The organism is Ureibacillus sp. FSL W8-0352 (assembly GCF_038004345.1).
Lineage (GTDB): Bacteria > Bacillota > Bacilli > Bacillales_A > Planococcaceae > Ureibacillus > Ureibacillus thermosphaericus.
Genome location: NZ_JBBOQT010000001.1, coordinates 2,781,399 through 2,802,473, shown reverse-complemented (window position 1 = coordinate 2,802,473; position 21,075 = coordinate 2,781,399). Strand labels below are relative to the sequence as shown.

General features: G+C 35.0%; 18 protein-coding genes, 3 pseudogenes and 1 riboswitch. Of the genes and pseudogenes, 6 read left to right on the top strand and 15 right to left on the bottom strand.

The annotated features are described in order from the left end of the window. Window positions 1-4 precede the first annotated feature (4 nt). The 11 genes and pseudogenes from NST98_RS14120 to NST98_RS14075 form a co-directional block, all read right to left on the bottom strand. A complete protein-coding gene (locus NST98_RS14120) occupies window positions 5-178 on the bottom strand; it encodes a hypothetical protein (protein ID WP_340715357.1) in 174 nt (57 codons plus the stop codon). A 22-nt stretch (window positions 179-200) separates the two neighbouring features. Further along, a complete protein-coding gene (locus tag NST98_RS17350; RefSeq protein WP_445684060.1) occupies window positions 201-350 on the bottom strand; it encodes a Ger(x)C family spore germination protein in 150 nt (49 codons plus the stop codon). 518 nt (window positions 351-868) lie between these two features. Continuing rightward, window positions 869-1,837 (bottom strand): bile acid:sodium symporter family protein, encoded by a 969-nt coding sequence (locus NST98_RS14115; RefSeq protein ID WP_340715356.1) that lies wholly within the window; start codon window positions 1,835-1,837, stop codon window positions 869-871. Between the two features lie 258 nt (window positions 1,838-2,095). Beyond that, window positions 2,096-2,974 carry a LysR family transcriptional regulator gene (locus NST98_RS14110; RefSeq protein ID WP_340715355.1) on the bottom strand — a complete coding sequence of 293 codons (879 nt, stop codon included), beginning with the start codon at window positions 2,972-2,974 and terminating at the stop codon, window positions 2,096-2,098. Window positions 2,975-3,335: 361 nt separating this feature from the next. Then, window positions 3,336-4,484, bottom strand: a pseudogene (locus tag NST98_RS14105) (methyl-accepting chemotaxis protein); the annotation flags it as partial. A 497-nt stretch (window positions 4,485-4,981) separates the two neighbouring features. Then, window positions 4,982-5,815, bottom strand: coding sequence for an SPL family radical SAM protein (locus tag NST98_RS14100; RefSeq protein WP_340715353.1), 834 nt, complete (start codon window positions 5,813-5,815; stop codon window positions 4,982-4,984). Between the two features lie 250 nt (window positions 5,816-6,065). Then, a complete protein-coding gene (locus tag NST98_RS14095; protein WP_340715352.1) occupies window positions 6,066-6,626 on the bottom strand; it encodes a DUF4256 domain-containing protein in 561 nt (186 codons plus the stop codon). Window positions 6,627-6,799: 173 nt separating this feature from the next. Further along, entirely contained in the window at window positions 6,800-7,663 is an 864-nt protein-coding gene (locus tag NST98_RS14090) for a thermonuclease family protein (protein WP_340715351.1), read from the bottom strand. 673 nt (window positions 7,664-8,336) lie between these two features. Next, on the bottom strand, window positions 8,337-9,617 hold the full coding sequence (locus NST98_RS14085; RefSeq protein ID WP_340715701.1) for an IS4 family transposase: 1,281 nt from the start codon (window positions 9,615-9,617) through the stop codon (window positions 8,337-8,339). 444 nt (window positions 9,618-10,061) lie between these two features. Further along, complete coding sequence (locus NST98_RS14080) at window positions 10,062-11,186, bottom strand: IS4 family transposase (RefSeq protein WP_339287653.1); 1,125 nt, start codon at window positions 11,184-11,186, stop codon at window positions 10,062-10,064. 118 nt (window positions 11,187-11,304) lie between these two features. Further along, a complete protein-coding gene (locus NST98_RS14075; RefSeq protein ID WP_340715350.1) occupies window positions 11,305-11,889 on the bottom strand; it encodes a hypothetical protein in 585 nt (194 codons plus the stop codon). 170 nt (window positions 11,890-12,059) lie between these two features. Here NST98_RS14075 and NST98_RS14070 point away from each other — a divergent pair, with 170 nt between their 5' ends. Both NST98_RS14070 and mscL read left to right on the top strand, forming a co-directional pair. Further along, window positions 12,060-13,493 carry a DDE-type integrase/transposase/recombinase gene (locus NST98_RS14070; RefSeq protein WP_340715349.1) on the top strand — a complete coding sequence of 478 codons (1,434 nt, stop codon included), beginning with the start codon at window positions 12,060-12,062 and terminating at the stop codon, window positions 13,491-13,493. A 382-nt stretch (window positions 13,494-13,875) separates the two neighbouring features. Continuing rightward, window positions 13,876-14,271, top strand: coding sequence for a large conductance mechanosensitive channel protein MscL (mscL, locus tag NST98_RS14065; protein ID WP_016839032.1), 396 nt, complete (start codon window positions 13,876-13,878; stop codon window positions 14,269-14,271). Window positions 14,272-14,356: 85 nt separating this feature from the next. Here the strand turns inward: mscL and NST98_RS14060 are convergent. Beyond that, window positions 14,357-14,620, bottom strand: a pseudogene (locus NST98_RS14060) (GyrI-like domain-containing protein); the annotation flags it as partial. Window positions 14,621-14,921: 301 nt separating this feature from the next. On the opposite strand from NST98_RS14060, the gene NST98_RS14055 reads away from it, so the two are divergent. Together NST98_RS14055 and NST98_RS14050 are read left to right on the top strand one after the other, a co-directional pair. Then, window positions 14,922-15,413, top strand: coding sequence for a hypothetical protein (locus tag NST98_RS14055; protein ID WP_340715348.1), 492 nt, complete (start codon window positions 14,922-14,924; stop codon window positions 15,411-15,413). Window positions 15,414-15,638: 225 nt separating this feature from the next. Then, window positions 15,639-15,975: pseudogene (locus NST98_RS14050) on the top strand (winged helix-turn-helix transcriptional regulator). 587 nt (window positions 15,976-16,562) lie between these two features. On the opposite strand, the gene NST98_RS14045 reads toward NST98_RS14050, so the two are convergent. Genes NST98_RS14045 through NST98_RS14035 form a run of 3 tightly spaced genes read right to left on the bottom strand, consistent with a single transcriptional unit; the run spans window position 16,563 to window position 18,207 of the window. After that, complete coding sequence (locus NST98_RS14045) at window positions 16,563-17,207, bottom strand: FMN-binding negative transcriptional regulator (protein WP_340715347.1); 645 nt, start codon at window positions 17,205-17,207, stop codon at window positions 16,563-16,565. Between the two features lie 5 nt (window positions 17,208-17,212). Further along, window positions 17,213-17,734 carry a GNAT family N-acetyltransferase gene (locus NST98_RS14040; RefSeq protein WP_340715346.1) on the bottom strand — a complete coding sequence of 174 codons (522 nt, stop codon included), beginning with the start codon at window positions 17,732-17,734 and terminating at the stop codon, window positions 17,213-17,215. A 20-nt stretch (window positions 17,735-17,754) separates the two neighbouring features. Then, complete coding sequence (locus tag NST98_RS14035) at window positions 17,755-18,207, bottom strand: MarR family winged helix-turn-helix transcriptional regulator (RefSeq protein WP_016839016.1); 453 nt, start codon at window positions 18,205-18,207, stop codon at window positions 17,755-17,757. A gap of 173 nt (window positions 18,208-18,380) precedes the next feature. Beyond that, window positions 18,381-18,492, top strand: a riboswitch (TPP riboswitch). Window positions 18,493-18,545: 53 nt separating this feature from the next. Between NST98_RS14035 and NST98_RS14030 the strand changes: the two genes are divergently transcribed. Together NST98_RS14030 and NST98_RS14025 are read left to right on the top strand one after the other, a co-directional pair. Beyond that, window positions 18,546-19,634 (top strand): LuxE/PaaK family acyltransferase, encoded by a 1,089-nt coding sequence (locus NST98_RS14030; RefSeq protein ID WP_340715345.1) that lies wholly within the window; start codon window positions 18,546-18,548, stop codon window positions 19,632-19,634. Then, on the top strand, window positions 19,631-21,070 hold the full coding sequence (locus NST98_RS14025) for an acyl-CoA reductase (RefSeq protein ID WP_340715344.1): 1,440 nt from the start codon (window positions 19,631-19,633) through the stop codon (window positions 21,068-21,070). Before NST98_RS14030 ends, NST98_RS14025 begins: the two co-directional genes overlap by 4 nt. Window positions 21,071-21,075: the final 5 nt, after the last annotated feature.

Here is a 21,075-nt window from a genome sequence, read left to right as displayed (position 1 = left end):
TTTTTTAACCTCTGATATAACTTAACGCTTTCGCATCGTCTCCTTTCAAAACTCCTACCATCCGCTCTTCTTTACCGTTATAAATAGCCATTCCTTCATAATCAATGACTGTGGAACTTATTTTTGTTGGGTATGGTAAAGGGAAACTTGTCTCTTCATATAGCTTTTCATCGACCAAATCAGTAATATCCCATCTTTTTTTATAAATTTTTTATATATTCTGCTGGTATTTTTTCATGTTCCGCTTCAACATATAGTAAGTCTTCCGCTATCCCATTTGTAACCGCTAACTGAATGCCTCTACGCATGCGTTTTTTACGAAAAAATACATTAAAATGTTCTTGATAAATCGAAGGTCGGAAAGATCATATTCCTCATCGTCGTATTTCCAAAAACGATGGCATTGGCACTGGTTACCTTGTTGAAACTGTACATTTTGATTTGGTTATATGATTCGAACATCTTGGCTACGTTGCAATCCAGAATTCTCATTATTTAAATTCCTTCGTGTTCCTTGTATATGTTGAGCATTTTGATTCAAATGAATATTGTGATTTTGCTGAAACTGAAGAGTGCCACAACATTGACACTGTTGTACATTATTTTCTTGTTGAATACCATTTATGTCATTTTTTATGTGTTAAGTATTTATGTTATTTTGATGCTTGTTTATTGGATTTTTTCTAGGCACTTTTCGATAAAATCGTCTCATACATATACTCCCACTAATAGCATTTACCATTAATGTGGTTCATATATTTGTTTTTATACCATCTACTGTTACCTTTATTAATTTATTGCATAAATACAAAAGACTGCTCAAAGCATGTATCACTTTGAACAGTCTCCCAATTAAACATTTGTTTACTTAACTTTTCACTTCATTTCCAACATTCCGATCAAACTTCTCTCGATATTTCTCCAACCCTTTACTAAATTGTGATGCCAATACTTGTTGGAACAGCATACCAAATACAACGGGAAGCACTACTCTTGATGGGAAATATGTACTGGCCACAACAACACCAACCGCTATGTTGCGCATTCCACCTGTAAAAACAAAGGTTGTAATCAAATCGATTCTTCTCCATAAAAAATGTCCAATAATCAGACAAAAGGTATAGCCTGATAAAGATACAACTAAAACTAATAGAATAATTCCAACTATATCCCACGAGATATTTTTTAAATAGGGTGCAATGACACTACTATTGATAAACACGATGAGGAATATACTGACTTTCTGAAAAGGAGCGAAAGTTCGGGATAATTTTTTGACAAACTCACTTTTTCCCCACTCATTCATCAACATGCCAAGCATGGATGGAAATGCAATCATCCAAAGTAAATCGATCATGATAGACGTGGTGTCAATCGCTACTATTTGTCCCGCAGCCAATTTAGCTATGAGCGGTATGATGATGGGAGAAAGTATTGTATCAATTAATATAATAGACAAGCCAAGTGGAATATTCCCTTTACAAATGTTAATCCAAATAAAACTTGTCACACCTGTTGGAACTGCTACTGACAAAATAAAACCAACCGTCAATAAATGATCATTCACTATTAGCGCTGACAATACGTAAGCCCAAATCGGCATCAATACATGTAAAAACAAAATCGTAATGAAAATGAACTTTGGATATTTTTTTAAAGTTTTTAATCCTTCAAAGTTGATGCTAAGACTACCAGCAAAGGTCATAAAAGCAAATATCCAAGGAACTAGGAAAAGCAAATGCCCACCGACTTTTTCAAATATCACCCCTATCATTAGACTTAATGGCGTCAAAATAGGCATTAACTTTTGCAAGTATGCGTTAAAACGGTGTAACATTTAGCAAAGCCTTCTTTCATTAGATGTCTTTATATTTTATCAAATTTTAAATAAGAAAAATTCCTATTTGATAAGTTAAAGAAGAAACTTGTTATTTAAGTGTTCATACCGTCTTTAGTTTTCAAAAATGGATAAGTCTTTAGTAATTTTGGCAAATTACCGCTAAATTGGACCCATATTGTTTTGTAAAATTAAATTCCAAAAGTTGAACTTCTTATGCTGAAAATAAAAAAGCAGCACAAATCATGATTTGTACTACTATTGATTGAAATGCCCATGCATGAATCGCTTATTTTCTTCAATTGTTTCTATAAATTTTTCCATACTTGATGTTAAATACGAATCGGCCCTTCTTATAAAAACAGTTTTTACTTTACTATATTTTTCAGGTAAACTATAATAGCGAATTTCTCCGCTTTGTTCTAAATGAGCAACGGCGGATTTCGGTACGAATGAAACACCGAGCCCCATAGCTACACTTCGTAAAATCGTTTCTAGGGTTCCAAATTCCATGATTTTTTGTGGTGTGATGTTCTGATCCTTGTACCACTGTTCTAAACGTGCACGATATCCACAACCATTGCTAAAACATAAGATTGGTTCATCTTTTAATTCTTCCATCGTCAGTTCCCGATTATCTGAAATTAATACTAACTCTTCATCAAATACATCATACGTCTCCAATTCAGGATGAAAATCCGACTTCGTGACAAATGCCCCATCCAATTTATGATTTAATACTTCTTCTTCTAAACTGTCCGTTACCCCTGTAAAAAGAGATAACTCCACATTTTTATATTTCTTTATATAATAAGAAAGTATTACGGGTAAATGATAAACTGTTTCGACTGTACCAATCTCTAACTTTCCAGAAGGTTCGTCATGATTTTGGACAGCCTTTTTCATTTCAGCTGTTAACCTTAATATTTTTTCACTGTAAGATAATAGTTTTTTTCCTTCCGGTGTTAAGGTCATCCCTCGACGATGACGATGAAATAAAGGGGTATTCAGCTCCGCCTCAAGTTTTTGTATACGAGATGTAATGTTCGATTGAACATAATTTAATTCCTTTGCTACTTCGGTAACTGTCCCTTTCTCCGCCACTAACTGAAAAATCTCCAAATCCTTTAATTCCACTTTCAAACCTCCTAGGAATTCCTATTAACTATTATACTATCAAAAATAATGATAATAATCTTCCATTTCACGCAATATTTTTGATGTTAAGGCGATTTTTTGAAAGGAAAATTATTCATATTGCAAATAGAAAGAGGCTGTCCAGAAAGTTGAACACTTTCTGAACAGCCTTACTTCTTATTAGTAATCTTCTCTTAAAAACTGTGCTTCTGCGGTGGTCACATCAAACGCACCTTCTCGTCGCAATTTATCTGCGGCGAAAGCTCTAGCGACAGCCGCAAAGGGGGCGTCTCAAAATGACTTTTTAAGACGCCCCCTTTACAAACAGTATATTAAATTTACTTATCCCGCCCGATGCTCTCTATAGATTAACAGTTTTTTCATATAATTCTCTTGCTTGATTAGCAACCTTTAAAGTATATTGATTGATATTATCTATGGTTTCAACGAGAGTTTCTATGTCATTACCAACCGTTTCAATCTGCTTTTTATTTTCTTGCAGTGCATTTTCAATTTGATTAAATGTCTTTTTCACTTTTATTCCACTTTCTAACCCGATTGTTACCGTTTCTCGAATAGTCCGAGTTGTAGAAACTGTATTTTCCGTAATTTTAGATGTATTTTCTATAATCTCAGTAATTTGTTTTACTGATTCTTTAGACTGGTTCGCTAATTTTCGTACTTCTTCTGCTACAACCGCAAAACCTTTTCCGTGTTCTCCAGCTCTTGCAGCCTCAATTGCTGCATTTAACGCTAAAAGATTTGTTTGGTCAGCAATTTGGGTAACGATGGATATAATGTTATTGATTTTTTCAGAAGATTTTTGTTGTTCTAAAACAAGATCTTCCATTTCTTTTGTTCTCTCTGAAATGGATACGATTTTTTCCTCCAAATGTTCCATTAAAATATTTCCACCGCTAGTATTCTTCTCCATTTCTTTTACTTGACCAATATAACTTTTAATATCGTTTTTAATTTCTAATGAATAATCGATAATTTCTTTGATAGAATTTGTTGTCTCCTCTGACAATTGCGTTAAATTTTTCATAATGAGGGAAAGATTATTTTTTAATTCATCTTTCACTTGATTATGCTGTAATTCGATATATTGTTTTTTCTCTTTTTCATACTCTTCTAAAACTATTTGTGTTTCAAAATTTATAAGTTTTATACTTAGTACTGTTGCTTTTTCGATACTTTCTTTTGACCAATTACTTCGATTGATAATGTTAATAATTGAATTTAAGATATTTTGAAAAGCCCCAATATACCATTTCGGCAATAAGCCAATTTTTAAATGTACTTGGGCAATGCGCATTCTTTTCTGAATAAATTCTTCATTTATTTTTCCAGAAAACATTTCTAATATATGTACACTAAGGGTCTTTTTCAATCGTTCCACTGTACTATGTTGATTAATAATACTCTTTAGTTGTGGAATGGAGGTTAATGCATCATAAAAAGTATCTACTATTTCTTCAATTGATTTTTCAATGTATGGTTTAATACAAGCTAATAAGTTTAAATCTTCTTCTGTTAAATGAATCAATTTTAATTGTGCATAAACGTCTGAATCTCTACTAATTTCCAGTAAATTTTCCTGTTGGCTGTTCACTCCAATCCATTTAGGCTCTTCGTAATTAGGATTTTTACTGATTCTTCTAAAAATGGCCAACTCTACCCCTCCTTTTTAACCAATTGACACTACAACGCACCATTATATATTCCCCATTCCCCTTATAACAAACAGGAAGATAACTTGAATATAAATTACTTTTTTCTTATTATCATACTATCATTTTTTTATAAATCATGTCTTTATAATCGAAATATCCATAGAAAAATTTATCAAAAACAAAAATATAGACAATATTAACTATTATTTTAAAACATTCACAATAGTTTTTGTTAATTTTAGGAATAATAGTAATGAAATGTTTGTGACAATTTATCTATCCAACAGAACATTCCGACTATTATTTCTCATGTACTTTCTAAAACGAATATTTATTTTAAAAAAGCTTCTTGTTTAGAAACCCGAATCATTTCGTTTGGAAAATATCGCTTAAAATATTCCGCCACTTTTATATGTAAATCTTGTTTGTACCATTCTGAAAAATGATTTTCTACAAAAAGATCTGGCATTTTTAATCGCAACGAACGTTTCCCGTCCGCACCGTCGCCAATTGTTAATGTATCAATCCAAATATAATCCACTTTATCTTTTAACCTTTTTGGGAATTCATGAGTAAATGGTAATACAGGGGAGACGGCAGCTTGAGTTGTAATATTAGCATCATGCAATTTTTTAAGAACCTCTAATCTCTTGTTAATACTTGGGGCATAAGGAGCAAAAATTTGTTTCACATCCTCTCGATCAGTTTCAATTGTCAGTGAAACAATCAGCTTACATTTTTCTTTCAGTTCAACAAGTAAATCTATATCTCTTTCTATTAAAGTACCTCTCGTTTGAATGACCAATACATCAGGTTGGTATTCCAGCATCTCTTCCAATACTCCCCTTGTAATTTGAACTTTCCTTTCTATGGGTTGATAAGGATCTGTTGCAGAAGACATATAAATATTTACTGGTTGTTGTTTTCGACGAAGGCTTTTCATCTCTTTTCGATAATTTTCCCTTGCATTCTTTTTTATATCAATCCATTGTCCCCATGGAATCCCTTTAAACCTTTGGATTGGCAATTCTCGAACATAACAATACCGGCAAGCGAAAGCACAACCACTATAGGGATTTAAAGAATGAGTAAAACCGATATCTAAATATCCCGTCGCTTCAGTTAAAATCTTTTTTGAATTTATTTCTTTTAATTGGATAGCCATTATCGTCTACTCCTTCCGTAAACTTTCAAACGACGCAATGTTACTGTTATTCTGCGAATTGCTCAAAAAATCAATGAAGGAGGGCACATTTAGTAATATGGTAACCATTCTTCTTCTGGCCCATATTCTCAGACAGTCTAAAGCTTTACAAATGACAATTGATATAGGAAAATAATTTCCAATATACAACGTTAAAATCGAAAGAACTTAGGATTATCCTAATCTCTTTCGATTGAATACTGCGAATTGATTATACCTTTAATAACCCACGAAATCCTCTTGAGCTGTAATAAGAATCAGCTCCGTTGTGGTAAACAAAAACGTGGCCATAGCGATAATCACAAAATAAAGCTCCACCCCGTTCTCGGATATCTGCCGGCGTCTTTATCCAACTGGAAGTTTTTGTATCAAACGGCTCTAACTTTTGCAGTTCTCGATATTGTTCTTCCGTTAGTATTTCAATTCCCATTTCTTTTGCCATATCCATGGCGCTATTTTCTGGTTTATGCTTTTTCCTAGCTTCTAATGCCTCTCGATCGTAGCACAAGCTTCTGCGTCCTTTAGGACTTTCTTTCGAACAATCACAAAAAAGATATTCTCCTGTCTTCTCATCAAACCCGATGACATCTGGTTCGCCCTCCGTTTTTTCCATTTCATGTAACGACCATAGCTTCATAGGATTCGCTTCAAGCTTTTGTTGAACTTGATCCCACTTAAGTCCTTCATGACGGTGCATATTTTTTACAAACCGTTCTTTCAATACGTTAAACAATTCTACTTTTTGCTCCTCGGTTAATTCGCGATTTTCCATGTAGAACCTCCTCTTATTTCCCCTTTGCAATTCTAAGGTCTCAACAAGCATCATTTTCGTTTTACTTTCTATTTTACCCCTTTTAAAAGGATATAGTCTGATATCATTTCAAAAAAGGAATTGAGATAAAAAATGCCTCTACATAATAGTAGAAGCAAAAATTATTTTGATGATTATCTTTGACTTGGTCTGAATCCTGCTTGTTCCGCTTCTTCTCGACTGCAGAAGTATCGCTCACCTTTTGAAAGATCGATTTTGGTCACATCATAAAATTGTTGACCCGGCATGTGATAAATTTTTTCACCATTTGATGAAATATTTCCTTTGATATTACAATCTCCTGAGGTGTTTGAATTTGGTTGATTATTTGTTTTTTCATTATTCCCTACATGTTCTTCTATTACTTCTTTATGAAATCCATCTTCTTGTGCATAGTTTTCAATGCTCCAAATACCAATCCCTTTCTTTTGAGCCTCTTTTTGAATTTCATAGTATCGGTCTACATATTTTGTATTCGGTACATAGACGTAAGCAACCCTTGCTAGTCCATTTCTTAACAATTCTTCTTGAACACTTTTCCCATCAACATAAACGTAATATAAAAGGCGACCGTATTTATCCCGTTCACTCACATCTTTTTCAAGTTGAACAGTTTTGCCTTCTAACATCTTCTTCGTAAAGGCTTTTGCCTCTTGGCCAAAGGGTTGTTCACCGAGCCGTGGATGGTTTGTTTCCGGTGTATCTACAAGTAAAAATCTTACGGATTCTACTTTTCCATTAATCTTTACTTTAATAGTATCTCCGTCCACAACTGATACGACTTCCGCATCGAATGTTTTAATATCCGCTGGCAGCTCAGAGTTTACCGGAATTTGTTGTTCTTCATTGGGGTTAACATCTATCGATTCATCCGCTCGATCTTCTATTAGATTATCCTCTAGTTCTTTTTCATCTAAATAATCTGCACCTTCACTGGCACAACCAAATAACATCACGATGGAAAGTAAAACATATAGTAGGAACATTCTTTTTTTCAATGTTGCTCTCTCCTTTGTTGCATTGGCATATACATTTTTCTACAATACTTCATTAGTATATAAAATATTTAACTGTTATTGTAACAATTACAAATAAAGTTTTTTCTTTGCTGTATAATTATTGAATTTATCGATTCCAACATATTAAATTAATAAATTTTTGTAAAATGCATTTACAAAGAATCAATAAATTAGAGAGTATAATTAACTTTCATAACTCACTATAACAGACTATATTATAAATAATAAGAGGCTGGGACATAACTAATAAAGTGAACGAGCTGCAAAAAGATTTTTTGTAAAAAATTGATTGGAGTGACGGGGCGAGTGCTCCTGTCGCGCACGCTTAGTCGCAAAGCGGAGCAAGCTCAAGGAAGTAAATTCAAAGCTTTCCTGCGACGAGCCCTCTCGAGACCCCGCAGGAGCGAAGGATTGAATCAGAGGAGACTCGAGCCCAATGTCAGAAACTTATACAACCAATAATTTACAGTTAGTAGGCAACCATCTGGTTGTCTACTTTTAAAAATACTATTCAACCTACAAAGTGTTGATAATTTTCTAAAATCGGCTAAAAAAGGCAATAGGATGCCCGGGGCTTAAATTTTTATTTTTTTAAGCCCCTAATTTATTTACATTTAATAAACAAATAGGATATATTTATCCTATGTATTGTTTATAGACACCTTTTTTGGTTTAGGGGATACTTTGTTGAGGACAGACCATTCCTTCGTGGGTAGCTTCTCCCAAACCGAATAGGTGTCTTATTTCTTATAATCACTTTCATGATTTTTGTAAACATTCTCTCTCTTTTGATTGGACAATCTTCTAATAATAAGTGAACCATCCTATCTTTTAATTTTCCTATTAAGATATTTGTGTTTACTTGATAATCATGTTTTCGTCTTTTTTTCTTACTCTCCTCATTAATTGTTTCATTGGCATCATTTCTCAATAAACTGACCATATTCGATAAATATATTGATGCATAGAAATCTTGTTCAATTGCGATTTTCGAACTACCCGTGAAATTTTCTATTTCGATTTTATTTTTCACATCATTATATTCTGTTTCAATTCCCCAGCGTTTAAAATAAAGAGATTTAAACTCAGAGATATCAAACTCTTCCTCGGTTAAATTTGTGACAAGTATTTCTTCCGTGCCAGAATCCAGTGGGAATCTAACTACACGAGCAGTAATCACTTGTTTCCTATGTATTATATGAATGTTTTGATCAGCATCTTTCGCTTCGACAATTTCCTTTATCGTATTTTTTTGACATCGCATCACATATTTGATACCAAGGGCATCTAAATAGGCAATAAAATCTCTCGATGGATACCCTCGATCAAATAAAAAAAGATCATTTTTTAATCCAATTTGTACGAGTTCTTCAATCATATCCTTTGCACTATCTCGCTCAGCTACCTTATATGGATTGATTCTAGAAGTAATAATGATTCCATTCTCAAGATCGTAAATACAAGAGGCACTAGCTCTTGCATAACTTGTCTTATGATTTTTTCCATACCCAAAATAATTTCGAAGCTCCTCAGTATCAGGGATTTGGAGCACACTTCCATCGATTGCGCAAAGTCTAAATCCACGATAAGTTTTAAAGGAATTTTCTTCATAATACCAATTCACAATCGCTTTTGTAAGTTTTACAAAAGCGAGAGGAGAAATCTTTTTTCGTGCGGCTGAATAGCCTTGTTTGGAAATACTAATTTCTGATAAATTAAATTTGTCGAAAAAGTCGTCAAGTTCAATTTGGAGGCTCTTTTTAACAAAGTTTAAGCTAAATAGAATAGTATTTTTAAAATTTAACTTCTTTTCTTTTCGTGTAAAATACGTTTCTTTTGTCCGAGATTCAAGCATAAACATCACATCATTCAGCAACTTTCGAGTAATCTCAATTGCCCCTAAAAAAGTACTTTTTGTTTTCAAAAAAACCACCATCCTCGTTTTATTAACTAAAAATTGGATTCTAAAACGATTTTGGTGGCCTTTTTAAAATTACAAGAGGCTTATTACCTAATTTTATAAAAGTTAAATTAAATATTATTTTCCATTAAATGTAACGTTAAGTTGATGACATTGGACTCGAGCCGGGCCCGCGGAAAGCGTCCCCGGAACGGAAATCAAATTTTCTTCAATTATCAAAAAAACACCATTTTCTCCCGTGAGAAAATGGTGTTTTTTTATCTTTTGTCCCAGCCTCTATTAAAATTTATCTTCTTAAATAATATTTGAAACACTACCGTCGCATAAATGATGTCTGAATTTTCAGTTTTATTTTTTCTGGACTTTAGAGAAAAAACGAAAACACCTAAGCGAGGGTAGTAAACATCCATTTTTTTACTATAACCTATGACTTGTGCAACAACGACTGGCAAACCTTTATGGGACGCCGTTTCCTTCGATTTTTCGTAACCAAATGTGAGCGGATTTCCACAAAGAAGCCTTCAAATAGCGACTAATTTGTAAGTAACTGCGTTCGCTATTCGTGTTCAACTGAGCTAAAACATTCAGACAGTACACTATCATGGCTACGTACACTTGATTATGTACAGCTTGTTCACTGTGACCAAAAAACTTTTTAATGTTCAGATGTTGTTTCATCCATTTGAAAAAAAGTTCGATTGCCCAACGTGATTGGTAGATTTCTGCAATTTCATCTGCGTCAATGTCAAACCGATTTGTCAGTAAATGAAGCTCATTTCCTTTTGTATCATGCAATTTGAGTAAGCGAAACACGTTTTCAGAACGATTTTGTGGTGTTCCAATGACAACCATTTCATCAGAGAATACGGGTGAATCTTCTGGTAACGAAAAGGATTCTAACACTCGGACAACAGCGTTTTTACGCAAACGGGTCACAAAGAAATAGCCATCTTCCGTCATTTGATCAAAGCGCCCATAATCCAAGTAACCACGATCAAACACGTACATGCATTCTTTGTCATCCACGAATACTTCTAGTTGACCACGATCATGTTCGTTGGCATTCGTGAGTACGGCTTTATCTGGATAGGAGAGTCCTTTTTCCATAAAAACAAGTCGTAAGTGAAGCTTTACTCCTGATTTTGTTTTTCGAAACTCTGCCCACTTATGATTGGTCAAATTAAGCGGTAATGTACTCGAATCAATGATTTTCAAAGGCGTTGTCACTTTTCTTCTTGTTTGGAAATTGGTTTTCCGATGAATTTGTGCCACTAAATCGAGAAAAATCGTTTGAAAGAACTCAGTTGGGATGGTATTGATTCGTCTCCCTAACTGTGAAAAACTAATCGATTCCAATCCCGTTGCTCGTTGTAATTCTTCTAAAAAGACAGCGTCACTCAACGCCCGTAAACTCTCGGTTTCATGGAGTTGGGCATACAAAAGCAGTTTCATAAATGAAGCCATATAAAGCTTCTTGGTATAGTGATTTAATTGATGTGTTTTCACTAGGTCGTCAAATAATGGACGATTAATCGGTGAAAACCATTGTTCAAATGATGTTTTTCGTGTAAACTTATCCATGGTTTTGTCCTTTGTATTGGATTTGGATGGTTTACTACCACCCAACCATTATAAAGGATTTTTTTGTGTTTAGATTATATTTCAGAAAATTCGGTTTATTTGAAGGTGTTAAATTATTTTAATGCGACGCTAGTGTATTTGAAATTACATAGGAAAAGATAAATGTAAAGAATACGATTGCAAGTACAATGCCTAAAACAATTGCTACAAGTACAGATTTCCAAGTGTAGCCCTTCAATTCCTTTACTGAAGAATAATCAATTTTTCGATTGTGGATAAGCAGCGAAACATTTGCTGTTATCAATAGTAAAATTGTGATTCCAACAAACATTCCAATCATATCTGGCCGGAGAAAATTCACTGTAGAATTCCAATTCATATAAGATTGTAGTAATGCAATACAACCTATTATCAAATAAACAATGTTTTTTAATTTGCTCTGCTTATACCATTCATCACCTAGTTTTTCTTTTTCATAGATCGCTACTTTTTCATAAATTGGAATGATTGACTTTGTAGACCCGCCTTTTTTCATCCGAACACCCGCATGAATGAAACATAGTATCCCTAGTACAAGAAGAATATGGGCAATGTTCATTGAAAAAAATATCATTAAATAAAAAAGTATAAGGCATGATAACAAAATGACATTTGTTACGGCTAATTGCTTCATTCTTAAATTTTTGATTTCATGTCCATTCATTTCTCCCACCCCTCAGGTATTTACGTATTGTCAAAACTTTATATAGAAATAGGTTATAGAATCCTATATTAGAGGGCTTTATAAGCAAAAAACTTGCCACCCCCTAAATTCTAGGGTATTAGTGAGGTAACCACACCAACACAAAATCCCTAGAAAGGAGAAGTGGCAAGTTGTTACCTCAAATTATAACCTATTTACTTACTTTTATAAACTTTCAAGAACAAATTATTCGAACTCTACTTACCCTACTAATTGGAAGAAGCATGTTCGATAAACCCAAAGAAGCTCCTGTTAATCAGCCTTATCGAAAGCTTCAAATTGATGATTTACCTATCATTGAAAAGGTAGAAAAGCTCGATTATCAGCTTTTATTAACGGAATATCTTCAATCCAAAGGAAAACAGTTAAAACCAGTACGCCGTCGAGCCAATTCTACGCCCGTACCGTCTACCTTATGTTGTCCTAAGTGTGGTGCTCCTTCTGCGTATTTGTACGCAAATAACGGAGGAAAAGGACAATATCAGTGTAAGGTGTGTGCGTGTGTTTTCAATAAAAAAAGTCGTTATCAGAAAGAGGCCATTCTTAAGTGTCCTCACTGCCTTAAAACGCTTGAAAAAATTAAAGAACGAAAAGATTTTCACGTGTTTAAGTGCAAAAATGATATGTGTACCTATTATCAAAAAAACTTGAGCGCCATGACTAAAAAAGAGAAAAAACAGTTTAAAGAAGATCCACAATCGCTGAAAGTTCGCTACATTTACCGGAAGTTCCACATCGACTATCAACCGTTATCCAAACAATCACCAAAGCAGCCAAAAGTCGATTTATCAAGATTGTATGTTTCACCGCATACACTTGGGCTCATCTTGACGTACCATGTCAATTACGGATTATCGGCCCGTAAAACGGCAGCGATCATGAAGGATATTCACGGCGTGTCTGTCTCCCATCAAAGTATCCTAAACTACGAAAACAGCGTCGCATTATGGCTCAAGCCTTATATTGACTACTTTCCGTATGAGCTGTCGGATCAATTCTGTGGGGATGAAACGTACATCCGGGTCAACGGTCGTTGGCATTATCTGTTTTTCTTTTTTGATGCGGTCAAGAAAGTCATTCTTTCGTATCCAGTGTCACCAAATCGCGACACCGCAACAGCAATACGAGCGATTGATGAAGTACTAGTGAAGCTGAAAGAAATACCCGAAAACCTACAATTTGTAGTAGATGGTAACCCTATTTACTTGTTGGCACAGCATTTCTTCGCAGAAAACCACATATCGTTTGACGTAAAACAGGTCATCGGGCTAACAAATGAAGATGATGTCTCCAGAGAGTATCGACCTCTCAAGCAAATCATCGAGAGACTAAATCGCACGTTTAAAGGAAATTATCGATCGACACACGGCTTTGGTTCTGAACAAGGTTCTGTTTCTTTTGTGACATTGTTTGTGGCTTACTTTAACTTCTTGCGCCCACATTCTTCACTTGAAGGTAAAGTGCCAGTAACAATTCCAGAATTAGAAAAGCTACCAACCATGCCAGCGAGATGGACAGCCCTTATTGGGTTAGCTCAAGACTGGATTCAACAACAGTCAGCCTAACTTTTGTTTAGCTGAGCCCTATTCAGCTATCGGCGAAGCGAACTCTTGACAAACCGAACTTACCAATGGTTTAAAATGGAAAAAGTCAAGGGTTTATTTAGCATGCCTTCTTTTGTTCCCTTCGCCCTTGATTGACCTCTGAATAAACCATTGGTGTGTTTGTCAAGAGCGATAGCGTGGCATTTCCACCTAATAAATGGTAGGTAGTATGAACCGTGCTAGTTTTTCATAGAACTTTTGACACTACCGGTATTTAAGTGTTTTGTAGAAAATATTTCTATATTTATTATACACAATCTGTTAATTCCTGAGAACCAAGTGGTTTATGATATAACATTTAAGGGAATAGGTTAACGAAATGCATTAATATTGGAGGCTTTTTATGTGGAAAGAATTTAAAGAATTTGCTATGAAAGGAAATGTCATTGATCTTGCCATTGCGGTCGTGATTGGTGCTGCATTTGGGCAAATTGTTTCTTCTCTAGTGGACAACATCATCATGCCGCTAGTCGGCATTCTTACAGGAGGAATAGATTTTACGAAGTCATTTATATGGCAAGTGGGAGATGCAACTGTTTCCTTTGGAATATTCCTTCAAAGTGTTATTGACTTCTTAATCATTTCTTTTGCCATATTTATGTTTATTCGAATCATAAATAAGATAGCAAAAAAGAAAAAAGAAGAAGCTGTGGAAGAAAGCGCACCTGAGTTAGATACGAAGGAAGAGTTATTAAAGGAAATTCGCGACTTATTAAAAGCCCAAAATACAAATAATTAAAGTTTGTAGTGATTGGGTAAAAAATAGGCATAACATATTCTATTAAATATGTTATGCCTATTTCTTTTACTCATACTCTATTAATTTAACTTCCCTTTTTCTTTACAGCAAACCAAATCTCGCTATACACATTGTTCATATCACTTAAATCGCCTGTAAAGGAAATGTTGGGAGCTTCTACTAATTCATAATCCGATGAAGGTAGCCATTCTGAAGCAACTTTTGCCCAAGTCTCTTGCATGACGTTTGGAAATGGCCCTTTTGATGAAAAAATCGCCCAAGTAAGTGCAGGAACTTCAACGACATCAAATTCTTCAAAATCTAAGTTTTTTGTAGTTAAGTAGCCAATCGTAAAAACATGTTGTGGAAAACTCGGTAGATACGGAAATCAAATTAATAAAATCTGAAACACCAAAGACCCGAAAACATAAATTCGGGTCTTTGCAAGTTTTATCCAAAGTCTTTTTACATCTTTCCAACATATAATGATTTAAATCCAAAAAGCTTTTCTCAATTTACATTATCCAAAGGCACGTCAAGACCGAGTGGAATGAACCATGTAGCGGTGTATTTCTCAATTTACATTATCCAAAGGCACGGTGTAATCAATTATAACTGGTATTCCCCCATAATTTTATTGGAGGTTTTTTATGACGAATTTTTATTCATTCAGTGGAACTGTTACTGCCATTAGTGATTTTTTTACAAGTCAAAGTGGTGAAATCGAGGGCTGCAATAAATTGTTTACCGTAGAAAATGACGATGGATTAATTGTTCATTTCATTGTTTCTCCTTCAACTTACTTCATTGATCAAGAAACGGTCAAAATTGGGGATAAGGTGACTGGTTATTACGATGGAGACTTACCTGCCATCCTCATTTACCCACCCCGATATCAAACGATAGTGATGGTGAGAGAGTATCCAAATCGAAATGTAAAAGTAAGTTATTTTAACCATCAACTATTGAGCAGTGATGGCCAATTGCAATTACATTTAACTCCTTCTACTCCCATATTGTTAACAAATGGTCAGTTCTTTTCAAAATATCCTGGGAACCGCGATTTAGTCGTGATTTATGGTCCAACAACTCGTAGCATTCCTGCACAAACTACTCCATATCGCATCATCGTTTTATGTTAAACTTACTATTTCTCCATGATGACAATCCCCAATCGTTAGAAGATCTTCTTACAATTGGGGATATTACTTATTTCACCAATTATGCGTTCTATCGTATTTAAGCGCTCCTCTAGAACCCCTCTTTCAAATTTCTGTTCACAATGCTAATATAGTCAGTAAAGTAAAAAAAGAAGTACAACTAAAAAGCATCATAATTGACAAAAAGATACTAAAGGAGTAATTAGAATAAATATAGAACCAGATTTTTGTCGTGTTGAAGATGCTTTAGGCATATTAGTCGGAAAATGGAAACCCATTATCTTATTGCATTTATTGAAAAATGGTACTCAAAGATTTAGTGATTTAAAACGAAGTATACCTGGAATTACACAAAAAAATGCTGACCAATCAATTACGTGAGTTAGAAAACGAGGATATTATTCAGCGTGTTGTCTATCCATAGATTCCTCCTAAAGTGGAATATTCGATTACCGAGTACGGCCGGAGCTTAGAACCAATCTTACACGCAATGCACGAATGGGGAACAAACCATATCCAGCATAAAAAACAAAAAAATGAATGAATCGATGAGTAAATAAATACTTAAAACACCCAGCTTCTTCGCTAGATAGCTGGGTGTTTTCAAAAAAGTAAAAGAAAGAATCATTCACATTCTGGCTCAATATCCAATTATCCTAACCTTCATTTCACCTTGCAATAATATGACTTGCTTAAACGACGGTTTGCTTCCCACCATTATCTTGTGCTTTTCCCTTGAATGTGTAATGTGTTAACACTTCTTTTTGCGGTTGCTGCAAATTGAAAAATCATCATTATTAGAACAATCACATTTACTTTCCTCTTTTCTCCGTTCTGGGTTGTATCAAATATTCTGTTAATGTTATTAAATTCTTCCATTCTAATTAATAGAAAAGAAGTTGATACTTAACTGGCTTAAATATAATAAAAAAGGAGAATCCTTCTTTTACTTCTGTACATGATGAATGGAATGGATATCCTGACAGTTTTCACATTCATCCTCGTTTAAAACCTAAAAAAAATTTAAACCCATGAAATTTTGCAATGTGCAAAACTTCATGGGCTATTTTTCTATTTAGGAGGATTTTGTCCCAGCTCCTCCTCAATTTCTATTCTAATAATCTCATCTTGTTATTCAGATTTTCCTAACTCGCCTTTTTTATTTTTTATTCTTCTTTTCATTACTTTTGCCATTTGTTTAGAGCTTAAATCGCCTTCGCATTCCAATTTTTCAATGATGTTCAGATAATCCTCTTCATTTCGGTTTTGACTTAATTTATAGGCAGCTTGCAATTCTTGAATTTTAATTTTTATTCCAACAATTCCTTTGATTTGTTTTTTTGTTTGAGCAGAAAGATTTTCCCATAATACAGGATTGTCACGATGCCCTTCATATTTTTTTAATAATAAAATAAGGTCTTCTTCTAACTCAGTTTTGTTCATAATACTAGCTGTTCCATAAACATGGACAGCTTGATAATTCCAAGTTGGTACATTTTCATGGCTATACCAAGATGATGAGATATATGCGTGTGGACCTTGGTAAATTACAAGCACGTTTTCATTTTGTGATTCAAAGCTTTTCCATTGAGGGTTGTTGATAGCTAAATGTCCCGTTATATAATAATCATCTCCTTGCTTTCGCAACTCCAACGGTAAATGAGTAGCAATTGGTTTATTTTCAAATGTCGAAACAATTGTGCCGAAGGAGTTTTTCTGAATAAAATCAATGATTTCGTCTATATCCGTCACTGTAAAATATTTCGGTATATACATGCTAATCAACCTTCCAATGTTTTGATCATAATCAAGTCAGTCTGCTCTTCATCCCCCATATAAAAGGAATGAGATTCTTTTTGAACAAATCCCATTTTCTTATAAAAACCAATTGCATTTTCGTTCTTTTCCCAAACCCCAAGCCAAATTTTCTTTTTATTCCATTCCTTTGCAACTTCAATCGCTTTATTTAGCAAGACTTTTCCAAGTCCATGCTTCTGAAATTTCTCTCGAATATAAATTCTTTCAATTTCAAGGAATTCATCGCCCATTTTTTCCGTCTGAGCATCATCACTATTGACTTTTAAGTAACCCGCCAATTCATTTTGGTAATAGACAAAGAAAAATTGTGAATGAATATTGGATAGCTCTTTCTCTAATTGTTTTATATTAAATGCCTTTTCTAAATATACTTTCATATTTTCAGGTGAATTTTGATCTTTAAATGTGTAATAAAACGTTTCAATGCCCACTTCTTGTAATGTGTGCAAATCTTCAAGGGTACATGTTTTTATTTTGATTGTCATAGTGAACATCTCTCCTCATATCAATAATTTCGTTTGTTTCCCTTCTTAACGTATTCCCAATCTTTTTCAACATTTTTTCTTACCCGCTGCAAAAGATTGAATAATGTTTCCACTTCTACTTCAGATAATCCTTGTAAAGCTACAGCGTTAGAATGATCATGTTCTCTTATTAAAAACGGATAAACATTATTGCCTTTCTCGGTCGCATAGAGTTTCTTAATTTTTTTATTTTGTGGATCCTCTCGCTTTTCAACAAATCCGTTCATTTCTAGTTTTTTTATTGCGCGTGATGCAGTTGTCCGATCCACTTTGATCATTTCAGCCAACTTTTCTTGAATAATTCCTGGGTTCTCACATATTCGTACAAGGTACAAATACTGACCTTTTGTTAAGTCATATTCTTTAAACTCGATATTACTGATTGAATCTAGTGCTCGTGCTATCATCCCAATTTCACGAAGAACTTCTTTCATAATGAACCCCTCTCATTTTGTTGTAAATGCAATATTTTTAGTTCATTATACTCAACTTTTGTTGCATTTACAATAAAAAATAAAACCAATTGAATATCTACATAATCTTAGGATGAAAATTCAAAAAAATTTGCAATCTTTCACAAGAATAAGTAGACTTTATATTGAAACTGAATATATTAACCGGGGGCTTGCGGAAGCAGGCTGAGAGTACGACTAATCCGTCGTTGACCGTTTGAACCTGATTTGGGTAATGCCAGCGCAGGGAGTGTAGTAAGTCGAATTATGCACTTTGCTTAGGCAGAGTGCATTTTATTTTGCGGAAAGGGTGAAAACCGATGACTCAGCAACGAGAAATCATAGAGGAACTTTCTCAATTTATCAAAAAGAATCAAGCTTCAGAAGAAGAGTTTAATAGCTTGGCTTTACATATTTTTAATTATCAATACAAACATAATCTCCCCTATCAAACATTTTGCCGCCAAAAAGGAAAGACACCGCGGCTTGTGAAAAATTGGCGAGACATTCCTTATGTGCCGATGAGTGCCTTTAAAGAGGTTCCATTGACATGTTCAGATCCAGAGGCAGCGGTTAGAGTCTTTATGACAAGCGGAACAACCCAAGGAAAACAAGGCAAACACTATCATTCCACTCTCGAAATCAGAGAACTTTCCATGATTATCAACTTTAAAGAACGGTTTATGAAAGAAACAAATCGCATCCGCATGGGAATTTTGTTTCCAACTGAAGAGAAAATGCCGCACTCATCCTTAGCCCATTATTTAGCTCTTGTCATGAAAGAGTTTGGCACAGAGGACAGCTGCTATTTATTAAAAGAGAACGGCGTACATATTCAAAAAATCATCAGTGAGTTGGAACATGCCGAAAAAACAGGAGAACCATTTGCTTTGCTCGGAGCAAGTTTCAGTTTTGTTCATTTGTTTGAGGAATTGGAGCGTTTAGGAAAAACGTTTAATCTGCCGAAGGGAAGCAAAATTCTTGATACTGGTGGTTATAAAAATAAATCAAAGGAATTGGATTTAAATGAATTTTATCAGTTGCTTGAAAGATATTTCGGTGTAGATAGAAGCAATTGTATTAATATGTACGGCATAACAGAGCTAAGCACGCAATTTTATGATGATGGCAATGAGGTCGTTCCATCTATAAAAACTGGACCTAGTTGGATTCGTACGAGAGTCATCAATCCGTTAACAGGTGAAGAGGTTCCAGAAGGAGAACGTGGTGTTTTAGTTCATTATGATTTAGCGAACTTTAATTCCGTAATGGCGGTTGCTACTGAAGATGTAGGAATGGCGGTTGATGAAGGATTTTATCTGTTCGGTAGAGTTCAAGGTGCCGAGGCAAGGGGATGCTCGCTAGCGGTAGAAGAGTTTATTCAATTGGCGAAAGGAACAGCAAAATGAGAATAACAGCTGGATATATTCCAAATATCGGAGAAACGAAATTTGATAAGAAAATCCTGAAGTTTCAGGATTTAGAAGTGGAACTGCCTCTCCTTACATTAGAGCAAATGCAGAGGGTCATTGACACGGTGAAAAGAGAAAGTGCGGAAATCTTAAAATCACTGTCGGTATCAACAGTAGTGGACATCATCGGTTATGTAACGGAACAATTTTTGGACCGCAGTTCATCTTATCGACAGCAGGCGGAAAAGTTGCTTCCGATTGTCACCGGCTATGATGAGGAGGTAATTCGCCTTGGTCTTACATCTTTTTTAAAAACATTTCGCAAGCACGAACTCCAGCGTTTCCTAGTAGAAGATTTAGGAAATCCATTATTATTAGATCATTTTCAGCCGCGCGCAAAAGGTGGTTTTTCAAAAGCAATTGGACCAGAACTCATTACCCATGTATGGGCAGGGAATGTTCCAGCACTGCCTATTTGGAGTTTCGTATCTGGTCTGCTAGTAAAAGCAGGAAATATCGGAAAAGTTTCAAGTTCTGAACCTCTTTTTGCCGGCTGGTTTGCAAAAGCCTTAGCAGAGGCCGAGCCGAGTCTTGCCAATTGCTTTGCAGTTGTGTGGTGGAAAGGCGGCGATGAAAAGCGAGAGAAGATGATATTTGAAAAGTCGAATCTCGTTATCGGATACGGTAACAACGAAACGCTGCAAGCTTTAAAAAAACAAGTTCCCATTACTACTCACTTTTTGCCTTTTGGTCATAAAGTAAGCTTTGGCATCATTTCAAAATCTGCCTTAGATGCGCACAAAGCATGGCGAATTGCTCATCAAGCCGCACTTGATGTCATTCGTTACGATCAGCAAGGTTGTTACTCACCGCACTTATTTTATGTGCAAAAAGGCGGAAAAGTATCGCCAGTGGAATTTGCCCGCTTGATTGCGGGGGAGCTAGAAAACTTCGAAAAGCGTTATCCAAGGCGTAAGCTTTCCATGGAAGAATCAGTTGCCCTTGCTTCATGGCGGCAAAAGGAAGAAATGAGCACTTTTACAGCAACAGGAAAAGAAGTGCTTGGAACTTCCACACATCAATGGACGGTTGTTTTTGAAGAAGAGGAAAAAGTTTTTACGGCAAGCCCGTTGAATCGAGTTATTCGGGTTATTTCTTTTGAAAAATTAGAAGACATTCTGCCATACATCAAGCCATACCGCTCATTTCTTCAAACGATTGGTATGGCCGCAACCCCTAAAGAACTTTTCCACTGGGCAGAGTTGTTGGCTAACGTTGGCGTAACACGAATCACAGCACTAGGAAAAATGACTTCCCCTGAAGCAGGTTGGCATCATGATGGACGCTTCAATCTAATGGATTTAATTCAAATGGTAGACATCGAATCATCGGCAATAGTGGATAGTGAACAATTTGCTCCTTATGTTGATTAGGAGGT